18 protein-coding genes and 1 tRNA gene are annotated in these 22287 nt (G+C 65.5%); 7 read left to right on the forward strand and 12 right to left on the reverse strand.

Annotated elements, in window-relative coordinates; genetic code table 11:
* Window positions 1–32: 32 nt before the first annotated feature.
* Both ACTWQN_RS24805 and ACTWQN_RS24810 read right to left on the reverse strand, forming a co-directional pair.
* On the reverse strand, window positions 33–416 hold the full coding sequence (locus ACTWQN_RS24805) for a nuclear transport factor 2 family protein (protein ID WP_443205962.1): 384 nt from the start codon (window positions 414–416) through the stop codon (window positions 33–35).
* A 3-nt stretch (window positions 417–419) separates the two neighbouring features.
* The gene (locus ACTWQN_RS24810; protein WP_443205963.1) at window positions 420–782 is read right to left on the reverse strand and encodes a nuclear transport factor 2 family protein; all 363 of its coding nucleotides are present in this window, start codon (window positions 780–782) and stop codon (window positions 420–422) included.
* 79 nt (window positions 783–861) lie between these two features.
* Here ACTWQN_RS24810 and ACTWQN_RS24815 point away from each other — a divergent pair, with 79 nt between their 5' ends.
* Window positions 862–1671 carry a MerR family transcriptional regulator gene (locus ACTWQN_RS24815; RefSeq protein WP_443205964.1) on the forward strand — a complete coding sequence of 270 codons (810 nt, stop codon included), beginning with the start codon at window positions 862–864 and terminating at the stop codon, window positions 1669–1671.
* A gap of 1183 nt (window positions 1672–2854) precedes the next feature.
* Here ACTWQN_RS24815 and ACTWQN_RS24820 read toward each other — a convergent pair.
* From ACTWQN_RS24820 to ACTWQN_RS24835, 4 genes are all read right to left on the reverse strand, one after another.
* The gene (locus ACTWQN_RS24820; protein ID WP_443205965.1) at window positions 2855–3442 is read right to left on the reverse strand and encodes a hypothetical protein; all 588 of its coding nucleotides are present in this window, start codon (window positions 3440–3442) and stop codon (window positions 2855–2857) included.
* Window positions 3443–4244: 802 nt separating this feature from the next.
* Entirely contained in the window at window positions 4245–4937 is a 693-nt protein-coding gene (locus ACTWQN_RS24825; protein WP_443205966.1) for a hypothetical protein, read from the reverse strand.
* A gap of 526 nt (window positions 4938–5463) precedes the next feature.
* On the reverse strand, window positions 5464–6363 hold the full coding sequence (locus tag ACTWQN_RS24830) for an NAD(P)-dependent oxidoreductase (protein ID WP_443205967.1): 900 nt from the start codon (window positions 6361–6363) through the stop codon (window positions 5464–5466).
* A gap of 203 nt (window positions 6364–6566) precedes the next feature.
* Entirely contained in the window at window positions 6567–7655 is a 1089-nt protein-coding gene (locus ACTWQN_RS24835; RefSeq protein WP_443205968.1) for a pentapeptide repeat-containing protein, read from the reverse strand.
* A gap of 953 nt (window positions 7656–8608) precedes the next feature.
* On the opposite strand from ACTWQN_RS24835, the gene ACTWQN_RS24840 reads away from it, so the two are divergent.
* The 3 genes from ACTWQN_RS24840 (at window position 8609) to ACTWQN_RS24850 (ending at window position 11227) form a co-directional block, all read left to right on the forward strand.
* Complete coding sequence (locus ACTWQN_RS24840) at window positions 8609–9070, forward strand: hypothetical protein (protein WP_443205969.1); 462 nt, start codon at window positions 8609–8611, stop codon at window positions 9068–9070.
* A gap of 232 nt (window positions 9071–9302) precedes the next feature.
* The gene (locus ACTWQN_RS24845; RefSeq protein WP_443205970.1) at window positions 9303–9428 is read left to right on the forward strand and encodes a hypothetical protein; all 126 of its coding nucleotides are present in this window, start codon (window positions 9303–9305) and stop codon (window positions 9426–9428) included.
* Window positions 9429–9793: 365 nt separating this feature from the next.
* Window positions 9794–11227 carry a hypothetical protein gene (locus ACTWQN_RS24850; protein ID WP_443205971.1) on the forward strand — a complete coding sequence of 478 codons (1434 nt, stop codon included), beginning with the start codon at window positions 9794–9796 and terminating at the stop codon, window positions 11225–11227.
* A gap of 278 nt (window positions 11228–11505) precedes the next feature.
* Here ACTWQN_RS24850 and ACTWQN_RS24855 read toward each other — a convergent pair.
* A tRNA-Ala gene (locus tag ACTWQN_RS24855) sits at window positions 11506–11578 on the reverse strand.
* Between the two features lie 237 nt (window positions 11579–11815).
* Between ACTWQN_RS24855 and ACTWQN_RS24860 the strand changes: the two genes are divergently transcribed.
* A complete protein-coding gene (locus tag ACTWQN_RS24860) occupies window positions 11816–13063 on the forward strand; it encodes a phenylacetate--CoA ligase family protein (protein WP_443205972.1) in 1248 nt (415 codons plus the stop codon).
* A 6-nt stretch (window positions 13064–13069) separates the two neighbouring features.
* Here ACTWQN_RS24860 and ACTWQN_RS24865 read toward each other — a convergent pair whose 3' ends face one another.
* From ACTWQN_RS24865 to ACTWQN_RS24880, 4 genes are all read right to left on the reverse strand, one after another.
* On the reverse strand, window positions 13070–14407 hold the full coding sequence (locus tag ACTWQN_RS24865; protein WP_443205973.1) for an NAD(P)/FAD-dependent oxidoreductase: 1338 nt from the start codon (window positions 14405–14407) through the stop codon (window positions 13070–13072).
* On the reverse strand, window positions 14400–14687 hold the full coding sequence (locus ACTWQN_RS24870; protein ID WP_443205974.1) for a DUF6158 family protein: 288 nt from the start codon (window positions 14685–14687) through the stop codon (window positions 14400–14402). The genes ACTWQN_RS24865 and ACTWQN_RS24870 overlap by 8 nt, the downstream gene beginning before the upstream one ends.
* A 160-nt stretch (window positions 14688–14847) precedes the next feature.
* The gene (locus ACTWQN_RS24875; RefSeq protein WP_443205975.1) at window positions 14848–16113 is read right to left on the reverse strand and encodes an MFS transporter; all 1266 of its coding nucleotides are present in this window, start codon (window positions 16111–16113) and stop codon (window positions 14848–14850) included.
* Between the two features lie 135 nt (window positions 16114–16248).
* Entirely contained in the window at window positions 16249–17079 is an 831-nt protein-coding gene (locus ACTWQN_RS24880; RefSeq protein ID WP_443205976.1) for a GNAT family N-acetyltransferase, read from the reverse strand.
* Window positions 17080–17191: 112 nt separating this feature from the next.
* Between ACTWQN_RS24880 and ACTWQN_RS24885 the strand changes: the two genes are divergently transcribed.
* Window positions 17192–18841: a DUF885 domain-containing protein gene (locus ACTWQN_RS24885; RefSeq protein ID WP_443205977.1), complete on the forward strand. Its 1650-nt coding sequence runs from the start codon at window positions 17192–17194 to the stop codon at window positions 18839–18841.
* Between the two features lie 229 nt (window positions 18842–19070).
* The gene (locus ACTWQN_RS24890) at window positions 19071–21032 is read left to right on the forward strand and encodes a UvrD-helicase domain-containing protein (protein WP_443205978.1); all 1962 of its coding nucleotides are present in this window, start codon (window positions 19071–19073) and stop codon (window positions 21030–21032) included.
* Between the two features lie 182 nt (window positions 21033–21214).
* On the opposite strand, the gene ACTWQN_RS24895 is transcribed toward ACTWQN_RS24890, so the two are convergent.
* Window positions 21215–22210: an aldo/keto reductase gene (locus ACTWQN_RS24895; protein ID WP_443205979.1), complete on the reverse strand. Its 996-nt coding sequence runs from the start codon at window positions 22208–22210 to the stop codon at window positions 21215–21217.
* Window positions 22211–22287 lie beyond the last annotated feature (77 nt).

Genomic DNA, 22287 nt, shown 5'->3' on the forward strand with positions numbered 1-22287 from the left:
AGCAGTTGGGACGGAAAATGATTCTGAGGGGTTCAGAGCGCGAGGACTTCTTCCAGCGACATATGTGATGGCAGCATCTCAATGATGATGAGCCGCACGATCTTGTCCCCTCGTAGCGTGAAGTAGCCGGTGAGAAGCAGCGGGTCGGACAGATTGGTCTTGTCAAAGTCGCCGTCGACTTTAAGGAGCACGATGAAGTCGCCGAAGTGTTCGCGAACGTCCTCAACGGTTTGAACAACGTTGTCGGGGAAGATCTCGTTATCGCTCCAGCGCTTGATCTCGGCGCGGCCGAGGAACTCGCGCCGCACATCAATCACCATTGCGTTCTCGGCAAAACAATCCAGGAGAGCTGCTGAGTCCGCCGCATTAGCGGCGGTGAGGAACGCCGATATCGCCTCGGGGAGCTGGACTGCCACAGCTCAGGGCTCGATCGTCAGGGTCTCGATAAGGCCGTCGCGCAGCGCGAACCGGAAATGCAGATCAGCGACGCCGCCCGGGAAGTCGCCTTCGAGGTGGTGGATCGCGTCGTAGCGCGTGTCATCGAGGCGGGACGCGCCGGTCAGCTCGGTGGTGTAGGTGAATTCGCTCGCCGCGTTCGTAACCCAGTCGCGGATCTTGTCGTGGCCACGGAAGTCGTAGCCCTCGTCGGTGACGACAGCGTCGGGCAGGCACAACGGGACCGCGGTGTCGGCATCGTGGGCAAACTGCGCGTCGAGGAAGGTGGTGATCAACAGTGGGAGATGGGCTGGGTCGATGGGCGTGGCGGAGTCCTGTTCGGTCATGTCTGCCATGGTGAGGTCTCTCGCAGGGAGAGGGTCAAGCAATTGACTCTCCCGCAGGGGGAGGGTGGAGGGTGTCGGTATGCGGGCGCGACTGACGATCGGGGAGTTCGCGGCGTTGACACAATTGAGCGTGCGAACCCTGCGCCGCTATCACGAGGCCGGACTGCTCGCCCCCGCCAGCGTCGACCCCTTCACCGGCTATCGCTACTACGAAGCCGACCAGATCCCCTCTGCCCAGGTGATCCATCGGCTCCGTGAACTCGACCTACCCCTGGCGCAGGTCAAGGCCGTCCTCGCCACCGGCGACCCGACGCAGCGGGCCGCGATGATCGCCAGCCACCTCGAACGACTCGAAGTCAGCCTCGACCGCACCCGCGCGGCCGTCATCTCGTTGCGGCGACTGCTCCGGCCCGAGGTCGAGGAGCTGGAGGTCGAACTCCGCTCGCTACCGGCACGCCAGGTCGCCGCGATCAGCGCCGAGGTCGATCTAGACAGCGTCACCGGCTGGTACGACATCGCCATGGCCAAGCTCGACGCGGCCGTCCCCACCGAGCAGCGCACCGGCCCGCCCGGTGGCCGCTACGACAACGAGCTGTTCACCGAGGGCAGCGGCACGGTGACAGTCTTCCGACCCTTTCACGACCTGCACCCATCCCGCGGCGTTGAAGTCCTCGAACTCCCCGCGGTCGAGCTCGCCGTGACCACTCACCGCGGACCCCATGACGACATCGGCATCACCTACGGCCGCCTCGGCGAATGGGTAGTCAACCACACCCTCGCAGTCGCCGGCCCCGTACACGAGACCTACCTCGCCGGGCCACGCGACACCAACAACCCCGAACTCTGGCACACCGAGATCGGCTGGCCAATCTTCCGGCTCGCGTCATAACCCTCGGGAGACGGCCGTGCCGTCCTCACCGCACCACGTGACAGACTTCGACGACCTCTACGCCCGCTGCGAATCTTCTGAACGCCGCATCCTCAACGGCGCCCTGTTCGAACGGATCGTCGTCGACGAGGACGAACACGTCACGTTCATCCCCGCCGCGCCCGCAACGGCGAGACCGACGAACCAGGCCCGGATACGAAACTGCCCCGCCATCAGACGGGGCAGATTTGGGTCTGTGGATTCAAGGTTGTTTCCGGCCTGACGCGCCAGCGTGGCTGGCGGGAAGGTGCGGCTCGATGCAGCGCGCGATCCGGCTGCGGACCAGGCGTTTGCTCCTCGTGTGGCGCCCAGTGTCCGACAGCAGACGAGGATCAGCGACGAGACGTTCGTCATAGCGGAAGCTCGGTACGCGGTCGGCGATACGTAGCGGGTGATCGCGAAGGACGTTGGTGTGAGTCGTCAGCGACTAGCGTCGTTCCTCCGTACGCGAGGCGTCCGCCTGCGTCGCGCGACCCGTCGCCTGCGGAGGTCGAACAGATGACTCGCAGGTACACGGCGGCCGAGTCTCTGGAACGTGTCGGTTCCCGGCTGGGGTACTCCACGGGCACCGTACGCACCTTGCGGAATCTGCTGCCACGTGGACGGTTTGGGCGCGGCGGACGGATTCTGCCGCGTTGTAGTTCTCGACCGGCGCGGCGCACCAGTGAACTGCGTGCACTGACCTGGGATGATGTTCGCGGGGGCTCGGCCCCCGCGATCAACACAACGTACGACACGGTTCGCGCTTTCCGCGAACACACATCGCCCGAGTCCGTGGAGCTGAGGGATTCGAACCCGTGACCCCTTGACTGCCAGTACTTCGGAGTTTCCGCGACCTGGAATTACTCGACCTTTTGGCGTTTGCTGACTTCTCCCCCACCTGCACGTTTCGCATGGTTCGCTGGTGTGATGGTCCACGCCGGTCCACGTCAAAGAGCTGGAACAGTGGGGGCTCGGCCGTTCCAAATTGTCTTCGCACTAGTGTCTTGTAATTCTGGTGTCTTTACTTCTCGTTGTTGTCGACGAGTTTCTTGGTGGTGGCTTGCACGAGGCGGACCTCGGCCAGGATCTCCTCTGCGGTCGTGGTCCTGCGGATGTGGCCAGATGGGAAGCCACGGTGGCTCTACGTCGTGTTTTGGCCGGGTCAACCCGGCGCGATCACATGCGTCTCGTGCCGGGGATAGCGTCCGTGGTACACGGCCTGGCGGAGGTCCTCGACGAACGTCGACCCGTCCTGGATAGAGCCCGAGACGACGATCGTCCGTCCGTCGCGGATCTTGACGTTGCCCGCCGCGGTCCAGTGCAGTCCGTTGTTGTCCCCAACCTCGACGATGTCGTCCCACAGGACGTTCCGCGTGCCGCGCGCATCGGCGTGCACGAAACCGCCTTCGTGCAACCGGAATTCCTCGTCGCGATGCCGCAGGTAGTGGAAACCGGCGGCGAAGCCGGTGAGCAGCACGGAGAGGGCGATGCCTGCCATCGCGCCGAAGGCGCCGATCGGAACCCAGTGCTCGTATGACCTGTTCGAGAGGCTCCCGATCCCCGCCCAGAGCACGGCCACGACTACCACGAGGCCGATCAGCGACGCCCGGATCGTGAGCTTGCGCTGCTGTCGCGGCTCGCGGCGGCACACGTGCAGCAGCGCACCCAGCTCGCTGGGTCCGGTCCGGTTTACGCGGACCCTGGCGGCTCGCTCCGCCATCGCCTTGCGGTGCGCTCGCTCGTCACGCACTGCCGGGATGACCCCGCCGAACGAAAAGGAAGACGAGGAAGACCCCAACGCCTACGCCAACGGGGACGTACCACGACACGACCGACCAACCCCACTATCCGTCGTAACAGCACAACTGACGCCATCGAGGTCGGCGCGCATTCCGTCTTTAACCGCTACCAGCGTCTTGGCGAGCCGATTACAGCGCGTCCCAAGATCCGCTCCCGGCGGCGCTGCGGGCAACGTGCGCGCGGCGAGCATCCGTTCGGCTGGCGTGACCAACCAGTTTCCGGTCAAACCTAGCTCTGGCAGATCAACGAAAGGCATGTACGCACCCTAAGCATGCACGTCCGGGACCGGTCCCAGATCAAGCACTGGAACCACAACCCCGAGCCATTCCCCAGGACCGCGCCCGCCGACGAGATTTCGCAAAGCTGCGACTAGTCCAGGACAACATCACGAAGATCGTCGACAACAACGCCAATTAAATACATCAGAATCACGACAGCCATGGCCGACCTCCTGGACGCCCTGCAAGCCAGCATCGAGCATGCCAAAGTCACCACGGCGCGAGGAGATCAAGATGCCCAGTACTCATCCCTATGCGCAGCGCCGCGGCTGGCTTCAGACCCTCTGCGACGAGGTAACCCTAGGTGACCCGCGTTACCTGTCGCTGACCTGGTGTTTTCCAGTGGCGGCTGGGTGTCGTCTGGTTGACTGACCTGCTGTTTCGTGTCGACGGGAATCAGGCGGTAGCAGCGGCAATGCTGACTTTCCGGCCGTCGATTCAGGCCTGAGCCTGGACGAGGTCGAGGTTGCCACATCAGCTGGAAAGTTCCCACACCGTCACTTCAATGCTGACGTCGTCAGTAGCCTGAGCAGGCTCAATGACCCGCAAGTAGAATGTGCGGCCTTCGTCGGTCCGACCGCAGAATTGCGCCCCGCGTTCAAACTCTTGAAACCATTTTCCGTTCTTTTCAGACCGTTCGAGACACTGCGATTCACTGGACGGTGGAGTTCCTGAAGCAAGCGCCGCGAGTGTCTGGTCATCGACTTGAATGGTATTCTCTCCGATGAATACGTCCTCCCCGTTTCCTCCCGGGGATACAGGTGGAACGACGTCAAGATCAATGTTCTCGTTGACGTTGACTTTCATAGTATGAGCCACAAGCCTCACCGCTGCGTCGTCGACCGGATTGTTTCCAATGCTTGTCGCGGTTGCAGAAGGCGGCAGCGTCTCCGAACTGGAAGGAGGAGACGAGGAAGTCGACTGAGTCGATGCGCTGCCATCACGGTCCGACGATTTCGGCCCGCCCATTATGTAGGGCAGTAAAAATAACAGAATCGGCAACACAATCGTGCCAATCCACCAGCCCCACTTTTGCCTCTTGACTGATCCGGCACGGCTGGAGGGTTGATTGCCGTCGCTTGGGGCCACTAGAACCTCATCACCCTTCGACAAGTCTTCGTCCCGAAGTTCGTCGTCCCGGCCGACTCCCCGGATTCGTCGATCCACCTGCCACCTCCGTCGGTCAGCCGTCCACCAACATCAATATCGTATGTGACGGAGTCCGCGCAGAGGGCGGCGCGAACAGGATTGCGGCGGCCGGGTGAGGATGCATCGGGTAAACAGGCGGCCTCGGAGCCTGCAAAAGCAGTGCGGGCACATCCGTAGGTGTCCGCAGATGTGCGCGGCAATTGTCACTCAGATAGTCACTCGCTCTGCCGCAGTGAACCCGCAGGTCAGCGAAGATCAACATGTCGCCAGGCGTGAGACCCTACAGATTGTTTGTAGGTTCTCAAATCCGATGTCGTAATCTCGAAGCTGGATTCGGGTGGTGTACGGCGAGGTGGCCTTTCGACCGTCCAAGTCATGCAACCAGGACGGGGTGCAGGCGCCCGAGATCGTGAATCAATCCCGCACACCCGCACCCGGCGACAGGCATTGCCTGGGCCCGTGATGGTTCAACGCCGGTCGAGCAACTGCGGGCCACATCCCCGCACGAGCGATCGACACAGCTCACCGTGGCAATGAACAGGCGTCACTGTCGCTTCGCCAACAACTCGAACAAACTCGAAAATCCCTGTTCGCCGTGGCCGCCAGCGATCCGACGATCCATCAGTTCCTTGACCTCCCGCATCCGCACGGCTTCCACGCCGATGGATTCCCGATGGCTGATCATGTCGTCCATCAGCGCGGCCTGGACGTTGAGCGAACCAAGATCCGGTCCGTACGCACCGCTCTTGACCGCCTTGCCGAACGAGGTCAACAACGGCGGGTAACCGCCCAACGAGCCAGCGACACGCTCGGCGAACTCCGCCACATCGACGCCTTCCGCCTGAACCAGCCTGAGCGTGTGCAGAAAGCCGATAAGGAATTCGTAACCCACCGCGACCTGGGCCATGAACTCGACCGCGGCCAAGCCGGCGTCTTCGCCGTGGTACGCGATGCTGCCCAACAGCTGCAGCGTTGACTCGTGGGCATCGAACGCGCTGCGGGAACCACTGAACGGGAACATGACGTTCGGTGTACCAACGTACGGCGGATCTCCCATGATCTTGCCATCGAGGTACCCGGCACCGCGCTCACTCGCCCAGCGCTCGTTCGCCCGCGCCTGGGCGGGCGAGCCACTCGTGACATTCACCAGCACCTTGCCTGCGACCGCAGCATCAACCGAACCCAGTACCTCGTCAACCGCTGTGCTGTCGAGCAAACAGACCACGACCAGCGGGCTCGCTGCCACCGCCTCCGCAGCCGTCGCGGCCGCCGTGGCACCGGCGGCGATCAACGGCGCGCTCTTACTCGCGGTCCGGTTCCAGACCGTCGTGCGATATCCACGGTCGACGAACGTCTTGGCAATCGCCGATCCCATGTCACCGAGACCGAGCACGGTGACCTGGCTGGCCGCGCCAGCTGGGCCGTCGGTTGTCGTTGTCGTCATGATGTTCCTTTCCTTGACACTCGCATACCACCCGCTCGCATCCATTCGACGATGCGAGAACCGAAAGCATGCAACCTCAAGTTTGGTAGAGGTCAACCGATGCAGCCCGGACAGCCAAGGAGCCCACCCGCACCGGATCCGGTGGGCGGTCTAGTGAGTCGCTGAGAGCCACCTGCCGTCCCGCAAGCCTTCCGAACTGCGGATCAGGCGTCGGTCCGTAAAGGCACGAGATCGGTCCGTAGGGTAAATCCGGAAAGCATGGTTGGCTCGTGGTTAGGGTCGTCGGTGACGATCACGCCCGTGTCACTGACGTCAAACCCGATCGGCCAAGTCGTCGTCTTGCTGACCAGAGCCCCCTGCAGCTGGGCCTGAGTGAGTGTGGCCGCAGACAAGTCCGTTCCGCGGAGATCGGCCATGCGAAGGTCCGCCCCTGTAAACAAGGTTCCCCGGGCACGAGCCTTGCGCAGATTCGCCTCGCGCAAGTCCGCTCCGGTCAGATCGGCTTCGAAAAGGTCGCTCCAGACCAGACGCACACCGCGTAAGTCGGCTGCCACACATCGAGTCCCGTGCATGATCGAAGTCGCCAACTCGGCGTGCCTCAGGTTGACCTCGGCAAGCGACGCCTTTGTCAGGTTTACCTGGTAAAGAGTCGCCGCTTCCATGCACGCGCGATCGAACACGATCCCCTGAAGGTTCAGGCCATCGCAGTCAGCTCGCCGGAGATCGGTACCGCTCACGTTGAGCCAAGTTGGGGCACGGCCTTCGGAAAGCACCCCGAGCGCAGTCAGGGCCACCTGACTATCTGGAGCACGTGTTTCCAGTGGCGGAACCTCGTTGATGGAGACGTTCGGCGATGGCACACCTTGTTCAGTGGGTGGCCAAGGCAAATGCGTTCGAAGAAACGCAGCCATGATCGAGATGACCGCTTCGCGTTCTCTGGGCGAGTGATCAGCGACGCGCCACAGCGCGTACAGACCACCGATCCTGACGTCGAGCTTGTCGCTGCCCAACTGATCGACCGCATTGGTAAAGCGGTCGGTGACGTGGCCTTCCCGCATCGCGTTGAGGCCGTCCTGGCTAATGCGCAACTGTCGCCACGTTGCGTACGCGCCAAAGAACACCACGATGCCCCCAGCGGCTTGCAGGAGTGTGGTGCGCACGGCGTTGACTGCGCTCAGGCGGTCCTTGGGAGCGATGCGTGCACCTGAGAGGTCGTGATCGACTACCGCACCAGGCATGAACAGAATCAAAGCGCTCAAGACAGCCAAGGAACCAATAAGGAGCACGATCACAGAGACACTGGACCTGATCCACCTGGCTCGGGCCCGAGGAGCGCTTGATCTTCCCTCACCACTCACGGGCCATGATCGTAGATGCACCTCGGCCGTTGTTGCAGGCACCGAGAAATGGCCACTCTGAATGTTCAAGGCTTACGGTGGTCCACAGCTGTGGATGATGCCGATCAGGCCAAGATCACCATCGGAACGCACAAAAAAACCATCTACCTGCGGTTTTGCTTCAGGTAGATGGTCTCTGCGATCGGTGGAGCTGACGGGATTCGAACCCGTGACCCCTTGACTGCCAGGCACATTGGCGGGTTGATCTACCTGCTGCGGGTGGCACGCTGGCCAGCGCGGTCAGTCCGGACCTGTCCACGGGTGTCCGCCGGAGTCCGCACCGATTGACAGGCAGTTAGACAGGCAGCGCTCGTGGATTTCCATGAACAGCGCTGCGGTCGCCGGGCCGAAGTCTAGCCACCAACCTCCCGCCTTTCAGCTCTATGACCACCCGTTCAGCACCCTTCGCCTGAACCGTATGTCTTGGTCAGAAGCCTGGAGCGAATGTAGCCGACCGCCGATGAACGGTAGCGAATGAGACCAAAACTGGGACCACGACAGCCCGTCACATCTGCGGCCCGCACCTCTGATTGCCAGGCACGTTGGCGAGTTGATCTATCTGCTTCCTGTCGCCCTAGCCAGCGCGGACAGTCCTGAGGCGTCCATGAGTGTCCGTAGGAACCCGCACCGTCTGACAGGCAGTTAGATATGGTGGTCAACTGGTCCCGTCCCGACTGATCGCCACCGAACTGACCCAGCCGTTGTGGCCAAGTGACCCGCCAACCCCTGTCACGACCTGGTGATCGCGCAGCAGCCCGACACCGCCTATCCTCACCTCATTCGGCACGCAGTTCGTCGAAGTCGCCTTGATCATCGAACAGGCGAGCCAACCAAATCTTTGACCAGACGTGACCGGCGTCGGCTCGGACTCGGACTACGGCGATCGCCTCATCAACGCAGCCTTTGTTGACGAGCAAATCAGCCAACCGGTCAACGGCCAGAGAGTCACCAGCGTCGACTCGGACTCGAAGCGCAGCGATCGCGTCGTCGGCGCGACCTTGGTCGACGAGCAGGTTAACCAGCCGCTCCGGAGCCCAAATACAACCGGCGTCGGCTCGGACTCGGAGTACAGAGATCGCCTCATCAACGCAGCCTTTGTCGACAAGCAGATCAACCAACCGCACCGCAGCCGAGGCGCGACCAGCGTCGGCTCGGACTTGGAGTACAGAGATCGCCTCGTCGACGTAGCCCCGATCAGCAAGCAGGGCAGCCAACAGGTCAACGGCCAGAGAGTCACCAGCGTCGGCTCGGACTCGAAGCTCATCGACGTTGCCTTGGCGAGCGAGGAGAATTACCAGCTGCTGCCGTGATTGCGAGTCACCAGCGTCGGCGGGCCACGGTTGTTCTCCTCAGACAGTGTCAGGCGTGGCGACGTCCCACACCCCCGCTCGAACGAGCGTAGGTAGTGCTCCCACATCGGCCCGTCTGGAACCTTGCGCAGGTGCATGACCGGATTCTCGCCCGCAAGCGAGCCGAAGGCATGTCCGTTGACGAGCAGCTGGTCATCGAAGCGCGGTACAGCGAGTTGTAGAGGATCGTGCCGTGCGTGCGGACTTCGACGTTCGGCAGTTCGGCAACCTTGCTGAGGTACCGACGCATCATCTGAATGCGGCCTTCCAGCCCGCCGGTGGTGCCCTCTTCGACCGCGCGCTGAATGACCGCCGGTGACGTCTCGTCACCGACCACGAAGCGAAAGACCGTTCCCTGCTCTGCTTTCTGCTTGACCAACGGCAGAATGTTGTGCTGCTCAACGAGAAACTGACCCGCGAATCCGTTTGATTGGATCCACTTCAGCGACGGAGCGGTTTTCAGCGGGACCCACCTTGATGGAAACGTCTGGTTGGCGCGGCGTGCGCACGGAGGGATCACAACGACTTCTGCACGCTCCTGAGCACCTGGTCAGCCTAACTTCCCCATGCGCTACGCCGTATGGTTGCCAGCCAGAACGGTGGTTGTGTTATCAATCGTTGTTGTGATGCTAGCTTCCTGCGTACCGTCTGCTCCGTAAAAATCACGGATCGGAGGCGGGGAAAGTGGCTGTCGAACACTTGTTGCGCCATCTAGCAAGTCCGGGTTTTGTCGAGTTAGATTCATCTCAGCCACTCGTCGACAAGGTAACCAAAGAAGCCCACCGGAGATCCATAAAATTCCCCGCGTACCGATTCCGAAAAAATCCAAGAATAGTACCAGCAGATCTCCCGGAAGCGCTTTCCGTCACACCTGTCGAGGTGCTACGCCAGGTAGGCGTTGCGACCACTTTCTACGGAGACTCTCCATTCACGGCAATAGCCCACCACTGGGCCCAACTGCGTTATTGCGCCACACTGGAGACCAAGAAGGGAAAACTCTCGCTGTCGTCTCTTGGAGACGAAGTCGTCCACCACCACAAAGTCGCCCAATCCGAGTATCTTGGAATTGGACTCGCCCTAGTCATTGCACAGGAGACTCTACGCAAACAGCACCCTGGATGGGAATTCAGCCCGGTGGATGCAGACTTTGCTCTCGATCGCGGCATCCCTGGCATAGGATCAGCAACACAAGTAGCTGGCCTGCAAAGCCGCCCAGATTATTTCCTTATTGGCCGACGAATCCGCGGAGGCGGTGGACTCAAGATTGTCGTGCTGGAATGCAAGGGAACACACTCCCCAGGCGAGACGAAGATAATAGGACAACTAGCGAAAGCGTGCACTCAGGTACGTTCCGTAGAAATTGAAGGACAAAACTTATCCTCTCTGATGGTAGCCTCGCGCTTCTTGCCGTCCGGAATCAAGGTCTGCGTATTAGACCCACCAGGCGAAAGTGAGCTGTGGTCTGGAACCGACGATGAGTTAGATGAAATGCTCTCTGAGGAAGTCGACGGTCCTCCTGAGCCCTTCAGTACTCGCACGCCCACATCAGATGATCTCCTGGCAATCGAGCCAGACCAACCAATAGAAGACGAGGAATTCGGCGCAAGCGAGAACTATTCCGAACTCGCAGAACAAGACTTAGAAATTCCCCAAGTAGTTTCGATTCCGCAGGCAAGCCGTCGCTGGTTCTCGCGGGTCCTCGCTCGAACCTTCGCCGCCTCAGTTCTGGCGTTTGCTGGCGACGGCGAGACAGCAGCAAAGTACCGCACACCACGGCTATATGAAGATAGCCAGGGCCAATATGGATTACCGCTAGAGGATGCGGCTGAGATCAAGACATCCCGAAGATTCCCCTTGCCGGGAGGTTTGTCCGCGCAAGGAACACAATACTCAATGCCGTTACCTGATGGTAGGCGATTGGACGTTTTTCGAGGGATTGAAGAAAGTGTATATGAGGAGCTTGGACAGGAACGACTGGGATCATATTTCCGTAGCGCTCAGCGAGTCTGGAACAAGTGGAGCCAGATCGCAGGGAACGGCGCATCGAACGGTAGACCGGTCGCATTCGGACGAGACGGAACAGTGGTGACGCTTGAGATCAACAACCGACGCTCCTAGCCCGTCAGACCATGCTCTCTACCTCCGACTACGTCACTAGACTAAACCATGCCTGGGCAGGCCATAGCGGCTACCTATGTCGACGGGAGGGGAAGTCTCGGCGGCGGCACGCAGACGGATCACCGGCTTCCCATTGCGACGCGGCCTACGCTGTCATCGAGTCCGCACTCGGAGTCGAGCCAGTGTCCATTGCCCGACCTGGAAGAGATAGACAGGCAGTTAGACAGGCAATACGAACCTGGGCCGATGCTCGGTCGCATCGGCCCAGGTCAACGATGTGGAGCTGACGGGATTCGAACCCGTGACCCCTTGACTGCCAGTCAAGTGCGCTACCAGCTGCGCCACAGCCCCTTGCTCACCCCGAGGTGTTCGGTTCGTTTCCGCACCGCTCATCTCGTGTGTGAACACAGTACAACAGCGCTGCCCGGGGCTCTGTCGGGGGTCCCCCCTCTTGGATCTACCCACGGGCGCCCTGGAGCTGCTACACCCTGGGGCGTGGCGACAGCACAGCGGGCGCGTCCTTCGCTGGTGGTTCCCGAGGCCGAGGGAGCCGACCCTGAGAGACGCCGTGAACTGCAGGAACAACGTTTGCGTCGGCTGATCGACCGGTTGCTGGCCGCCGACGGGTGGCAGGCCGGGCGGCTGCGGGACTGCGGGGTCTCGCGGGGTGCCGATGTCGGGCTCGACGAGCTGAACCGGTTGCCGCTGGTCACCAAGCAGGACTTCTGGGACAACTACCCGTTCGGGCTGCGCACCGCACCCGAGGAGGACATCGTCTGCGTGCACGGTTCCTCGGGTACCAAGGGGCGGCCGACGCTGGTGGCCTACACCGCGCACGACGTCGATGTGTGGGCGCAGGTGATGGCGCGTGCGCTGGGTGGTGCTGGTGTGACGCGGCGGAGCTTCGTGCACTGCGCTTACGGTTATGGGCTGTTCACCGGTGGGCTCGGCGTGCACCACGGCGCCATGCGGCTGGGTGCGACCGTGCTACCGGCGTCCAGCGGTGCCACCGACCGGCAGCTGCGGTTGCTGCTCGACCTGCGGCCCGATGCGCTGTGCTGCACCCCGTCGTACGCGATCTACCTCGGTGAGGCGTTCGCCTCGACCGGGATCACCGCTGATCAGTTGTCGCTGCGGGTGGGGTTGTTCGGCGCTGAGCCGTGGACGGAGGAGATGCGGCACAGCGTCGAGCGGCTGTTGGGGTTGCGGGCGCTCAACATCTACGGGCTCACCGAGATCATCGGGCCGGGCGTGGCGTGCGAGTCGCTGGACTCCGGGGGTTTGTTGAACATCGCGGAGGATCACTTCTACCCCGAGGTGATCGGCCCGGATGGTGCGCCGCTGCCGGATGGTGGGGTCGGCGAGTTGGTGTTCACCACCTTGACCAAGACCGGTACTCCGCTGCTGCGCTACCGGACCGGGGATGTGGCTTCGCTGCACGGGCCCGTGCGCGGGTCGGCGCGGACGCTGCGCCGGATGAGTCGGGTGTTCGGGCGCACCGACGACATGCTGATCATCCGGGGGGTCAACGTGTTCCCGTCGGAGATCGAGTCGGTGCTGTTGGCCGATCGGCGGGTGGCGCCGCACTACCTGATCGTCGAGGACCGCCGGGACCGCTCGCGGCCCGAGCTGCGGATCGCCGTCGAGCCGCACGACCCGCACGGCGATGCCGAGGTGCTGGAGCGCGAACTCACCGAGGCGCTGCGTGCGCGACTGGGCATCGGCTGCATCGTCCGGGTGCTGCCGCCGGATCACATCCCGCGCACCGAGTCGGGCAAGGCACGGCGACTGGTGCGTTGGGAGCACGGGGTCGCCCCGCTGTCCGGTCTGGAGTGATCGCGGTCAGCCCACCTGACGGCGCGCGCCGGGCAGGCCGCGGGTGTTGGCCGCTTTGATGAATTCGGCGCGGGGGTCGTGCAGTTCGCCGAGCGCGACGACTTGGCGGCGGAACGGCAGTCCCAGCAGCCAGTCGCCGAGGATGCGGGCCTTGTGGGATGCGGTCGGCATCTTCGCGAGGTGGTAGGTGCGGTGCAGCAGCCAGGCCGGGAATCCTTTGAGCTTCACCCCGTAGACCTCGGCGGCGCCCTGGAACAGCCCGAGTCCGGCGACCGATCCGGCGTACTTGTGCTTGTAGTTGACGAGTTGTTCGCCGCGCAGCAGCGCGACGATGTTGTCGGCCAGCACTTTGGCCTGGCGCACCGCGTGTTGCGCCGACGGACTGCACAGCACGTCCGGATCGCTGCTGCTCAGGTCCGGGACCGCGGCGCAGTCGCCTGCCGCGAAGGCGTTGTGGGTGCCTCGGACCTGCAGTTTCGCCGTGCATTCGACGCGGCCCTTGGCATCCCTCGGCAGGTCGCTTTCCTCCAGCATCGGGTGCGGTTTGACCCCGGCCGTCCACACCACCGTGTCGGTGTCGAACGCGTCGCCGTCCGAGAGCACCGCATGTCCATCCACAAAGGACTTCGCGGTGGTGTTCAGCTTCACCTCGATGCCGCGTTCTTCCAGCCGTCGCTTGGTGTATTCGCTCATCGGTGGGCTGACCTCGGGCATGATCCGGCCCATCGCCTCGACCAGCACCCAGCGCATGTCCTGGGGCGACAGCTGCGGATAGCTGCGGATCGCGTCGCGGGCCATGCTCTCCAGCTCGGCCATCGCCTCGATGCCCGCGTAGCCGCCGCCGACGAACACGAACGTCAGCAGCCTGCGGCGCAGCCGCTCGTCGCTGGTGCTGGCCGCGATGTCCAATCTGGACAGCACGTGGTTGCGCAGGAAGATCGCCTCGCCGATGGTTTTGAAGCCGACGCCCTGTTCGGCCAGGCCGGGAATCGGCAGCGCCCGCGAGATCGAACCGGGCACCACCACCAGGATGTCGTAGCCGAAGTGCTCGACCCGGCCGTCCCCGAGCGTCGCGGTCAGCCGCTGTTTGGCGTGATCGATCCGGGACACCTCAGCGGTCAGCACCTCGCTCTTGCGCAGCGCCTCGCGCAGCGGCACCACCACGTGCCGGGGTTCCAGCGAACCGGCTGCGGCCTCCGGCAGGAACGGCTGGTAGGTCATGTGCGGTTGGGTGTCGATCATCGTGAGCTTGGCTTCGCCGGGCCGCAGCTTCGACTGCAGGCGCAGCGCGAGGGTCAGGCCGGCGTGTCCGCCGCCGATGATCACGACGCGTGGCTCAGGCATGTTGCGGCTCTCCTCTCGCACCGGAACGGGTGCGGCGGGGATCCACTTCGCGGTCGGGATACCGCCGCAGGTACTCCTGCTCCAGCTCGAAGGTGCGCGCCGTGTGCTCCCGCAGCGCATCCGCCGAACCGTGCAGGAAGGTCTCGTTGCGGGTCTGGTGCAGGTGGTGCAGTTCCCGCAGCAGCAGTTCGTCGGTCAGTTCGCTGCCGGGAATACCGGTGGTCATGCTCATGTCGTCCTCCCGCGTCGGCAGGCAGAACACCGAACGCCGCTGGGTCACGACGTCAGTGCCGGAATACCCCGGCGCAGGCGACCGGACACCTGCCCAACGCCAGCGCCGAACCGCGCCTGCGACGAGTGGCGGGCGGCGTCTGGCTTTGTCTTGTTTGAAGCGGCATGCAACTCGCACCGCCGCAGGCTCTGCCCACTGGCTCGGGCGATCAGGCTGCTTCGTCGAGGGGTTCTGGTCGGCGGGGCAGGTTGATCGTCCTGGTGGGGCGGGTTTCGGGAGCGCCGACCCAGGCCAGCAGACCGACCGCCGCGGTGAGTCCGGTGACCACGAACGCCGCCCGGTAGGAGATCGTGTCGACGAGCGCTCCGGCGATCAGCGGGCCGACGATCGCGCCGAAGTCGGCGGACATCTGGAACCCGGCCAGCACCGACCCGCCCTTGCCGTTCCCGCCGATGACGTCGGCGACGGCCGCGGTCTGGGCGGGGTTGAGGATCCCGGCGCCCATGCCCGCGATCAGCGAAGCCCCGAGGAACCACGGGACCGAGTCGGCGAAGCCCAGCGATGCGGTGGCCGCACCGGAGACCGCGAGACCGAGCAGGACCATCGGTCGACGGCCGCGCCGATCGGCGATTCGGCCGGACAGCAGCAGCACCGCGGCGTTGCCCGCGGCGAACACGGACAGCGCGACCCCGGCCATCGACTGCGGGGCGCGCAGCACCTCGACGACGAACAGCGGGACCAGCGCGACCCGAACGCCGAAAACGGACCAGCCGTTGCTGAAGTTCGACAGCAGCGCAGCCCGGTAAGAACGGTGGTGCAGCGCTTGACGAACCGTGATCGACGGCGTGCCGGTGTCCGGCTGCCGCGCTGCCAGCTTCGATTTGCGCAGCAGCAGCCAGCCGATGAAGGTCGCGATGAACAGCGAGATACCGTAGCTGATGAACGGCACGCGCAGCGAGTACCCGACCACGAATCCACCGATGATCGGCCCGGAGATGTTGCCGAGCAGGAAGCTCGTCGCCCACACGCCGGACGCGCGACCGCGCAGGTGCGGCGGGGCCAGGCGCACCAGCAGCGCCACCGAGGACACCGTGAACATCGTCGAACCGGTACCGCCGAGGGCGCGGAAGACCAGCAGCTGCCAGTAGGAATCGGCGAACGCGCAGGCGCCGGTGCTCGCACCGACGATGCTGATGCCCCACAGGTAGATCGACCGCTCGCTGAACCGCGACACCAGTCGACCGCTGACCGGTGCGAAGGACAGCCGCATCATGGCGAACGCGCTGATCACGAAGGACGCCGCGGTGACCCCGACGTCGAAGCTGGCCGCGAAGGTCGGCAGCGCGGGCGCCACGATGCCCATGCCGATTGCGACGATGAAGCTGCTGGCGACCAGGATCCAGATCTCGCGGGGTAGGGAGTCGGTGCCCGAGTCCTCGGTGGTCTCATCCGCCATCGCCGAGTCGCTCGACACCTGTCCTCCCAAGCTATTTAGGCGAACTAAGGGAAGCATGCGGCTGCGGCGCGGTCAATCGAGTTACCGCACCGCGGAGCTGTTGCGCAGGTGTTCTCGCGTGAACCCGGCCCGCTGGTCCTGGCTGGGCCGCCGTTACAGCATGTCGTCGATGTTGCGCGCGTAGGAGGTCACCGCGTAGACCACCTCGAACCCGCAGGCCTCGGCGAAGCGCTCGGCGGTGCCGCCCTCTTCGCAGTGCGCCGCGACGAGCAGCGCGCCGCGCTCGCCCAGCTCGTCGACGACGTCCGCGACCAGCTCTCGGCCGACACCCCGGCGCCGCCGACCCGCGCGCACGACCACCTGCTCGACCAGGCCGACGCCGCGCTCGACGAAGCCCAGCGCGAACCCCGAGATGCGGTCGGCGCCCCGGTCGTCGATCACCCGCAGCACGCAGCGCGGCTCGTCGATGCGGTGTCCGAGGTTGCGCAGCAGCCGCCGCTCGCCCGCCTCGGAGAGCCCGGCGTCGTCCGCGATGAGCTCGACGATCGCGGGCAGGTCGCGGTCCTCGGCCGGGCGCGCCACGCCTCGGGGATCTTGGCGAACCCGGTGCAACATCGCCACGATCTCCTCCACCGCGCGCCAGCCCGCGTCGTCGGCGATGCCCTCGATCTCCGCGACGGTGGTCGGCGAGGCGTAGACGACGGCCTCCGAGCGGCCCGCCTCGGCGAAGACCTGCTCCAGCTCCAGCAGGGTTCCGGCGACCTCCGCGAGCGTTCCCCACAGGGCGCAGGCGTGATTGGCAGCGGGCAGCGGGTTGTCCTGGTTGAGCACGACCGTCGCCGCACCGACCTGGGTACGCAGCCCGTAGCGCACGGCGGCCGAGGCCAGCCGTGCGGTCTCGACCAATCCGGCGAGCTCGCGGGCCTGCCTCGGGTCGAGCAGGGCTTCGTCGTCGGGATCGTGCAGCGGGTCCACGCCCCCCATTGTCCCTGCCCCGTTCGGCGCAGCACGCGTAGTCCGCGAGTTGGGAAAGCGCCGCGAATCCTTCACGCGCAACGGCCGCGAAATCGGGCGGGTGGGGGCAACATAGGACGCTGTGAGCACGTCCGCGCAACTCGCTGATGAACTGCTGGCCGTGCTGTTCGACGCGGACCCGGTGAGCGCCACGCTCTACGGTGACCGGGACCGCGACGACCGGCTGCCGGACATCACCGCCAACGCCGAGTACGCGTTGCGGGAACGCGCCGAGGACATCCGCATCCGCGCCATGGCGGTGGACACCGCGCACGCCGATCTGGAGCAGCGGCTGACCATCGCGGTGGTGGTGCACCGGGCGCAGGCGATGGTGGATCGCTTCGACGCCCGGTTGCCGGAGTACACCGTGATCGGGAACCTGTTCGCGCCGGTCGCGGGCCTGCTGTTCCACCTCGGGCAGGTGCCCATCGCGGACCCGCTGCAGGCCGAGGACTTCCTGCAGCGGCTGCGGCGGATCCCCGAGTTCACCACGGCCGCGGCGCAGCGGCACCGCATCGGAGTCGCCGCCGGGCGGGTGCCGGTGCGTCCGCTGGTCGACAACGCCATCCGCCACCTCGACGACTACCTGGCGGCGCCGGACGCCGACCCGCTGCTGATCCCGGACCTGCACGACCGGGTGCTGCACGGAGCCCGCAAGCGCCTGTTGAGCGACGTGGTGCATCCGGCATTGCGGCGCTACCGGGACGTGCTCGCGGACGAGATCGCCCCGCACGCCCGCCCCGCCGAACAGCCCGGCCTGTGCTGGATTCCGGGTGGTCACGAGATCTACCGGCGGCTGGTTCGCGGCCAGCTCACCACCGACCACACTCCGCAGGAACTGCACGAGACGGGGCTCGCGCACCTCGCGGCGTTGCGCGGCGAGATCGCCGAGCTCGGCGAGTTGGTGTGGGGCGAACGCGATCCGGATGCGGTGCTGCACCGCCTGCGAACCGATCCGGCGCTGTACTGGCGCGACGGCGAGGAGCTGCTGAGCTCCGCGCGCAGCGCGATCGCCCGGGCCGAAGCCGCGTTGCCGCAGTGGTTCGGGCGGCTGCCCGGCCAACCGTGCGAGGTGCGGCCGATGCCCGGCGCGGCCTCCGACACCACGCCGATCGGGGTCTACCTGTCACCCGCGTTGGACGGTTCGCGGCCCGGGGTGTACTTCGCCAACACCGAGCAGGCCGAGCAGCGACCGCGCTACACCTCCGAGGTGATCGCGTTCCACGAGGTGGTGCCCGGCCACCACCTGCAGTTCAGCCTCGCCCAGGAGCGCACCGATCTGCCGATGCTGCGCAGGTTGATCGGCATCACCGCCTACAGCGAGGGCTGGGGCCTCTACACCGAGCGGCTGGCCGACGAGATGGGCCTGTACTCCGACGACCTCGCGCGGCTGGGCATGGTCGTGCAGGACCTGCTGCGCGCGGCACGGCTGGTGGTCGACACCGGCCTGCACGAGTTCGGCTGGAGCCGCCAGCGGGCGCTGGACCACCTGCTCACCTGCACCACGCTGTCACGCGTCGAGGCCGCCGCCGAGATCGACCGCTACATCGCACTTCCCGGTCAGGCGCTGTCGTACCTGGTGGGGCGGCTGGAGATCGAGCGGATCCGGGCAACGGCCCGAGATCGCCTCGGCGCCGCCTTCGACATCCGGCGCTGCCACGACATGATCCTGCGGCACGGCGCCCTGCCGTTGTCCACATTGGACCGGCTGGTGGCCGAAGAGCTCAGCTGACCACCTCCTGCGACATCCAGGTGATCCGCCGCGATGGCGGTCGAAAATGCCACGGAACGCATTAATGTCGACACCGAGCGTGCTCGAACCGTGGTCAACCCCGCGGCGGCCGTGCCGCCGACCGGGCGGGTTTCGCGCCCGGACACCGGAGGCGTCATGAGTGACGATTTCGGCTCTTGCGCTCGTACGAGCCGACCGGTGCGGGTGTCCGAGACGATACGGAGGCGCCGTGACCGGGACCTTCCACCACCGCCAGGAGCGGCTGCGCCGCGAAGCCGAGGCCGAGCTGCGCGACCGGTTGTTGCCGACCTGGCAGAACCGGGTGCTGCAGCGGCTCGCGGTCGAGCACGACAACGGCTGGTACCCGCTGCTCAACCAGTTCGCGCCGCACACCCCGGCCAACCGCCCGGACGTGGTGCTCACCGGGCCGCTCGGGGTGCTGGTGATCCTGTTGCGCGACGCCGAACCCGATTGGGAGAGCGCGCGGGCGGCGTTCGTGTGGACCGCGGAACTGCTGGCCGGTGCGGCGACCGAAACGGGACTGCTGACCGAAGCGGTGGCCCGGACGGTCGTGGTGCATCCCGCCGACTACCGCGGCAGCAAGGGCCACAGCGGCGAGTACCTCACGATCGCCGAGGGCGAATTGGACCGGATCCTGCGACGCGGCGAGCAAGTGCTGGCGGCCGCTGACGCGCTCGCCATCGCCCGCCACTTGGACAGCCGCACCTTCGACCTGACCCCGATCATGTGGAACCCGCAGCGCATTCCGCAGCAGCGCGGCCCCGGCCAGACGGGCAGCCCGGCAGGGCTGTTCGAGGTCCGCGACCTGCGCCAGGACCGGGTCGAACGCTCGCTGGACCGGCCGTTCCGGGACTGGCGGATCTTCCTGGACGACACCCAGCTGGGTGCGGTGCGACGCAACTATTCGGGACCGGCGCGGATCACCGGTCCGGCGGGCACCGGCAAATCCGTGCTGGCCCTGCACCGGTTGGCCTACCTGGCGCGGCGGACCACCGGGAAACTGCTGTTCACCACGCATCTGCGCAATCTGCCGGTGATCGCCGAGGAGCAGTTCCGGTCGCTGGCCCCGCAGCTCGCGCAGCGCATCGAGTTCACCCACCTGCACGCCTGGGCTCGGGACTTCCTGGCCGGGCGCGGGCGGGCCGCCGAGGTCGACGAGCAGCAGGTGGATCAGGCCTTCGACGCGGTGTGGCAGCGCACCGAGCTCACCACGCCGCTGCGGAACTTCCGGACTTCGCGCGGCTACTGGAAGGACGAGATCGACCGGGTGATCAAGGGCCGTGGCATCCGGTCGCTGGAGGGGTATCGGGCGGTGCCGCGCAAGGGCCGCGGCGCGAACCTGCCGTCGGATTTCCGGGCCCACGTCTGGCAGTTCTATTGCGAGTACGAGCGCGAGCTCTCCGAACGCGGCGCGTTCGACCACAACGACGTGCTCATGCGGGCGCTGGCGGAACTGGAGCGCCGCCCGCTGCCCCGGCAGTACACCGCGGTGGTCGTCGACGAGGTCCAGGACCTGACCCTGATCGGGCTGCGGCTGGTGCACGCGATCAGCGGCGACGGGCCGAACCAGTTGCTGCTCGTCGGCGACGGCCAGCAGCAGGTCTACGCCGGTGGCTGGCGGCTTTCCGAGGCCGGGATCTCGTTGCACGGCCGCGGCGAGATCCTGCGGCGCAACTACCGGAACCGGACCGCGATCATCGAGCAGGCCGGTGAGCTGGATGCCATCAACCGGTTCGACGACCTCGACGGCGGTCCGACCGTCGCGCTGCGCTCGGCGCTGCCGGTGCTGCGCGGCGGGCGGGTCGTCGAGTGGCGGGGTGAGGACCAGGACGAGGCGCTGGTATCCGCGCTCCGGCGGCTCGACGACGACTCCGACGCGGCGGTGCTCACCCGCACCAACAGTGCGGCCGAGCACTGGGAGAACGTGCTGCGCAGCGCGGGTTTCGCGGTGCGGCCGCTGGAGCGCTGGGACGGGCGGACCTCCGGTCCGATCCACGTCGGCACCGTGCACCGCGCCAAGGGGACCGAGTTCCGCACCGTGTTCCTACCCGCCGAACCGCTGCTGTCCGGCTGGTACCGCGAGGAACGCGAAGCCCTGCACCGGCAACGCCTGGTCGCGGTAACCCGAGCCCGCGACTTCCTCTGGATAGCCACAGTCGCTCGGCCGTGATCCACGTGCGCGAGTGGGCGCAACGGAGTGAAGGGCACCTCTTACCAACTTACTTGGCAAAAGGTGCCCTTCACCCACCACTCAATCAGTGGGCACCCACGCCGAGCGAAGCCGCGATAGCTTGTGGGGGCTCGCGAGTGGTTGTTGCGGGTGAGAACCCGGATTTCACTCACGAGCGCCGCTCAGCGGAGGCTGCCGGTGCCCAGTGGTGCGAATTCGCGCAGCGCCTGGTCGACCCGGGCGAGCGTGTCGGCGTGCAGGCCGATCCGGGCCGCTTCGAGGTTCTCGACGATGTGCGCGGGCGTCCGCGAGCCCGGAATCGGCACCACGGCCGGGTCCTGGTGCAGCAGCCAGGACAGCGCGAGCTGGCCCGGTGTGATGCCCAGTTCCGCGGCCAGCGACCGGATCGGCGCGTACCGGTCGTTGTTCGCGGCCAGGTGCGCCGCGTCGAACCTCGGGACGTTGCGGCGGAAGTCGTCCTCGGCGACCTCGCGCACCGTTCCGGTGAGGAAACCGCCGCCCAGCGGGCTCCACGCGACGATTCCCACGCCGAGTTCACGCGCGGTGGCGAGCAGTTCGACGTCGATCGGCTGCCACATCGACCACTGGGTCTGCACCGCGGCGACCGGGTGCACGGCGTGCGCCCGACGCAGCTGATCGGAATCCACATTGGACAGACCGAGGTAGCGGACCAGGCCGTCCCGCACCAATTCGGCGACCGCACCCACGGTGTCCTCGATCGGTACGACCGGGTCCGGGAAGTGCGGGTAGTACAGGTCGATGCGGTCGGTGCCGAGGTTCGCCAGGCTTTGTTCGGCGTAGCCCCGGACGTACTTCGGCTCGGCGTTCACCGCCAGCTCCCCGAAGGCGTAGTTCACCGGGAACTCGTGCGGCTGGGCGCCCGCTGGGACCCGGAAGCCGAACTTGGTGGCGATCACGACCTCGTCGCGGCGGTTGCGGACGGCCTCGCCGACGATGCGCTCGTTGTGGCCGTCCGCGCCGTAGCCGTCGCTGGTGTCGACGAACGTCGCCCCGGCGTCGACGGCGTGCCGCAGCGCGTGCACCGCCCGGTCGTCGTCGATCTCGCCGTACATGCCGGGCGACAGGACCATGGCGCCGAAACCGATCGCCGGAACGTCCAGCTCGCCGAGGGAACGGGTTGGCAGTGCTTCAGTCATGCCAGCAATCCTCGGCGCGTCCGGGCTCGATGTCGAATACATGGCGCGATAACCAATGGTTATCATTGCTGTCGAAT

Origin of the sequence: Saccharopolyspora antiqui, assembly GCF_052246905.1 — a bacterium.
Taxonomy (GTDB): domain Bacteria; phylum Actinomycetota; class Actinomycetes; order Mycobacteriales; family Pseudonocardiaceae; genus Saccharopolyspora.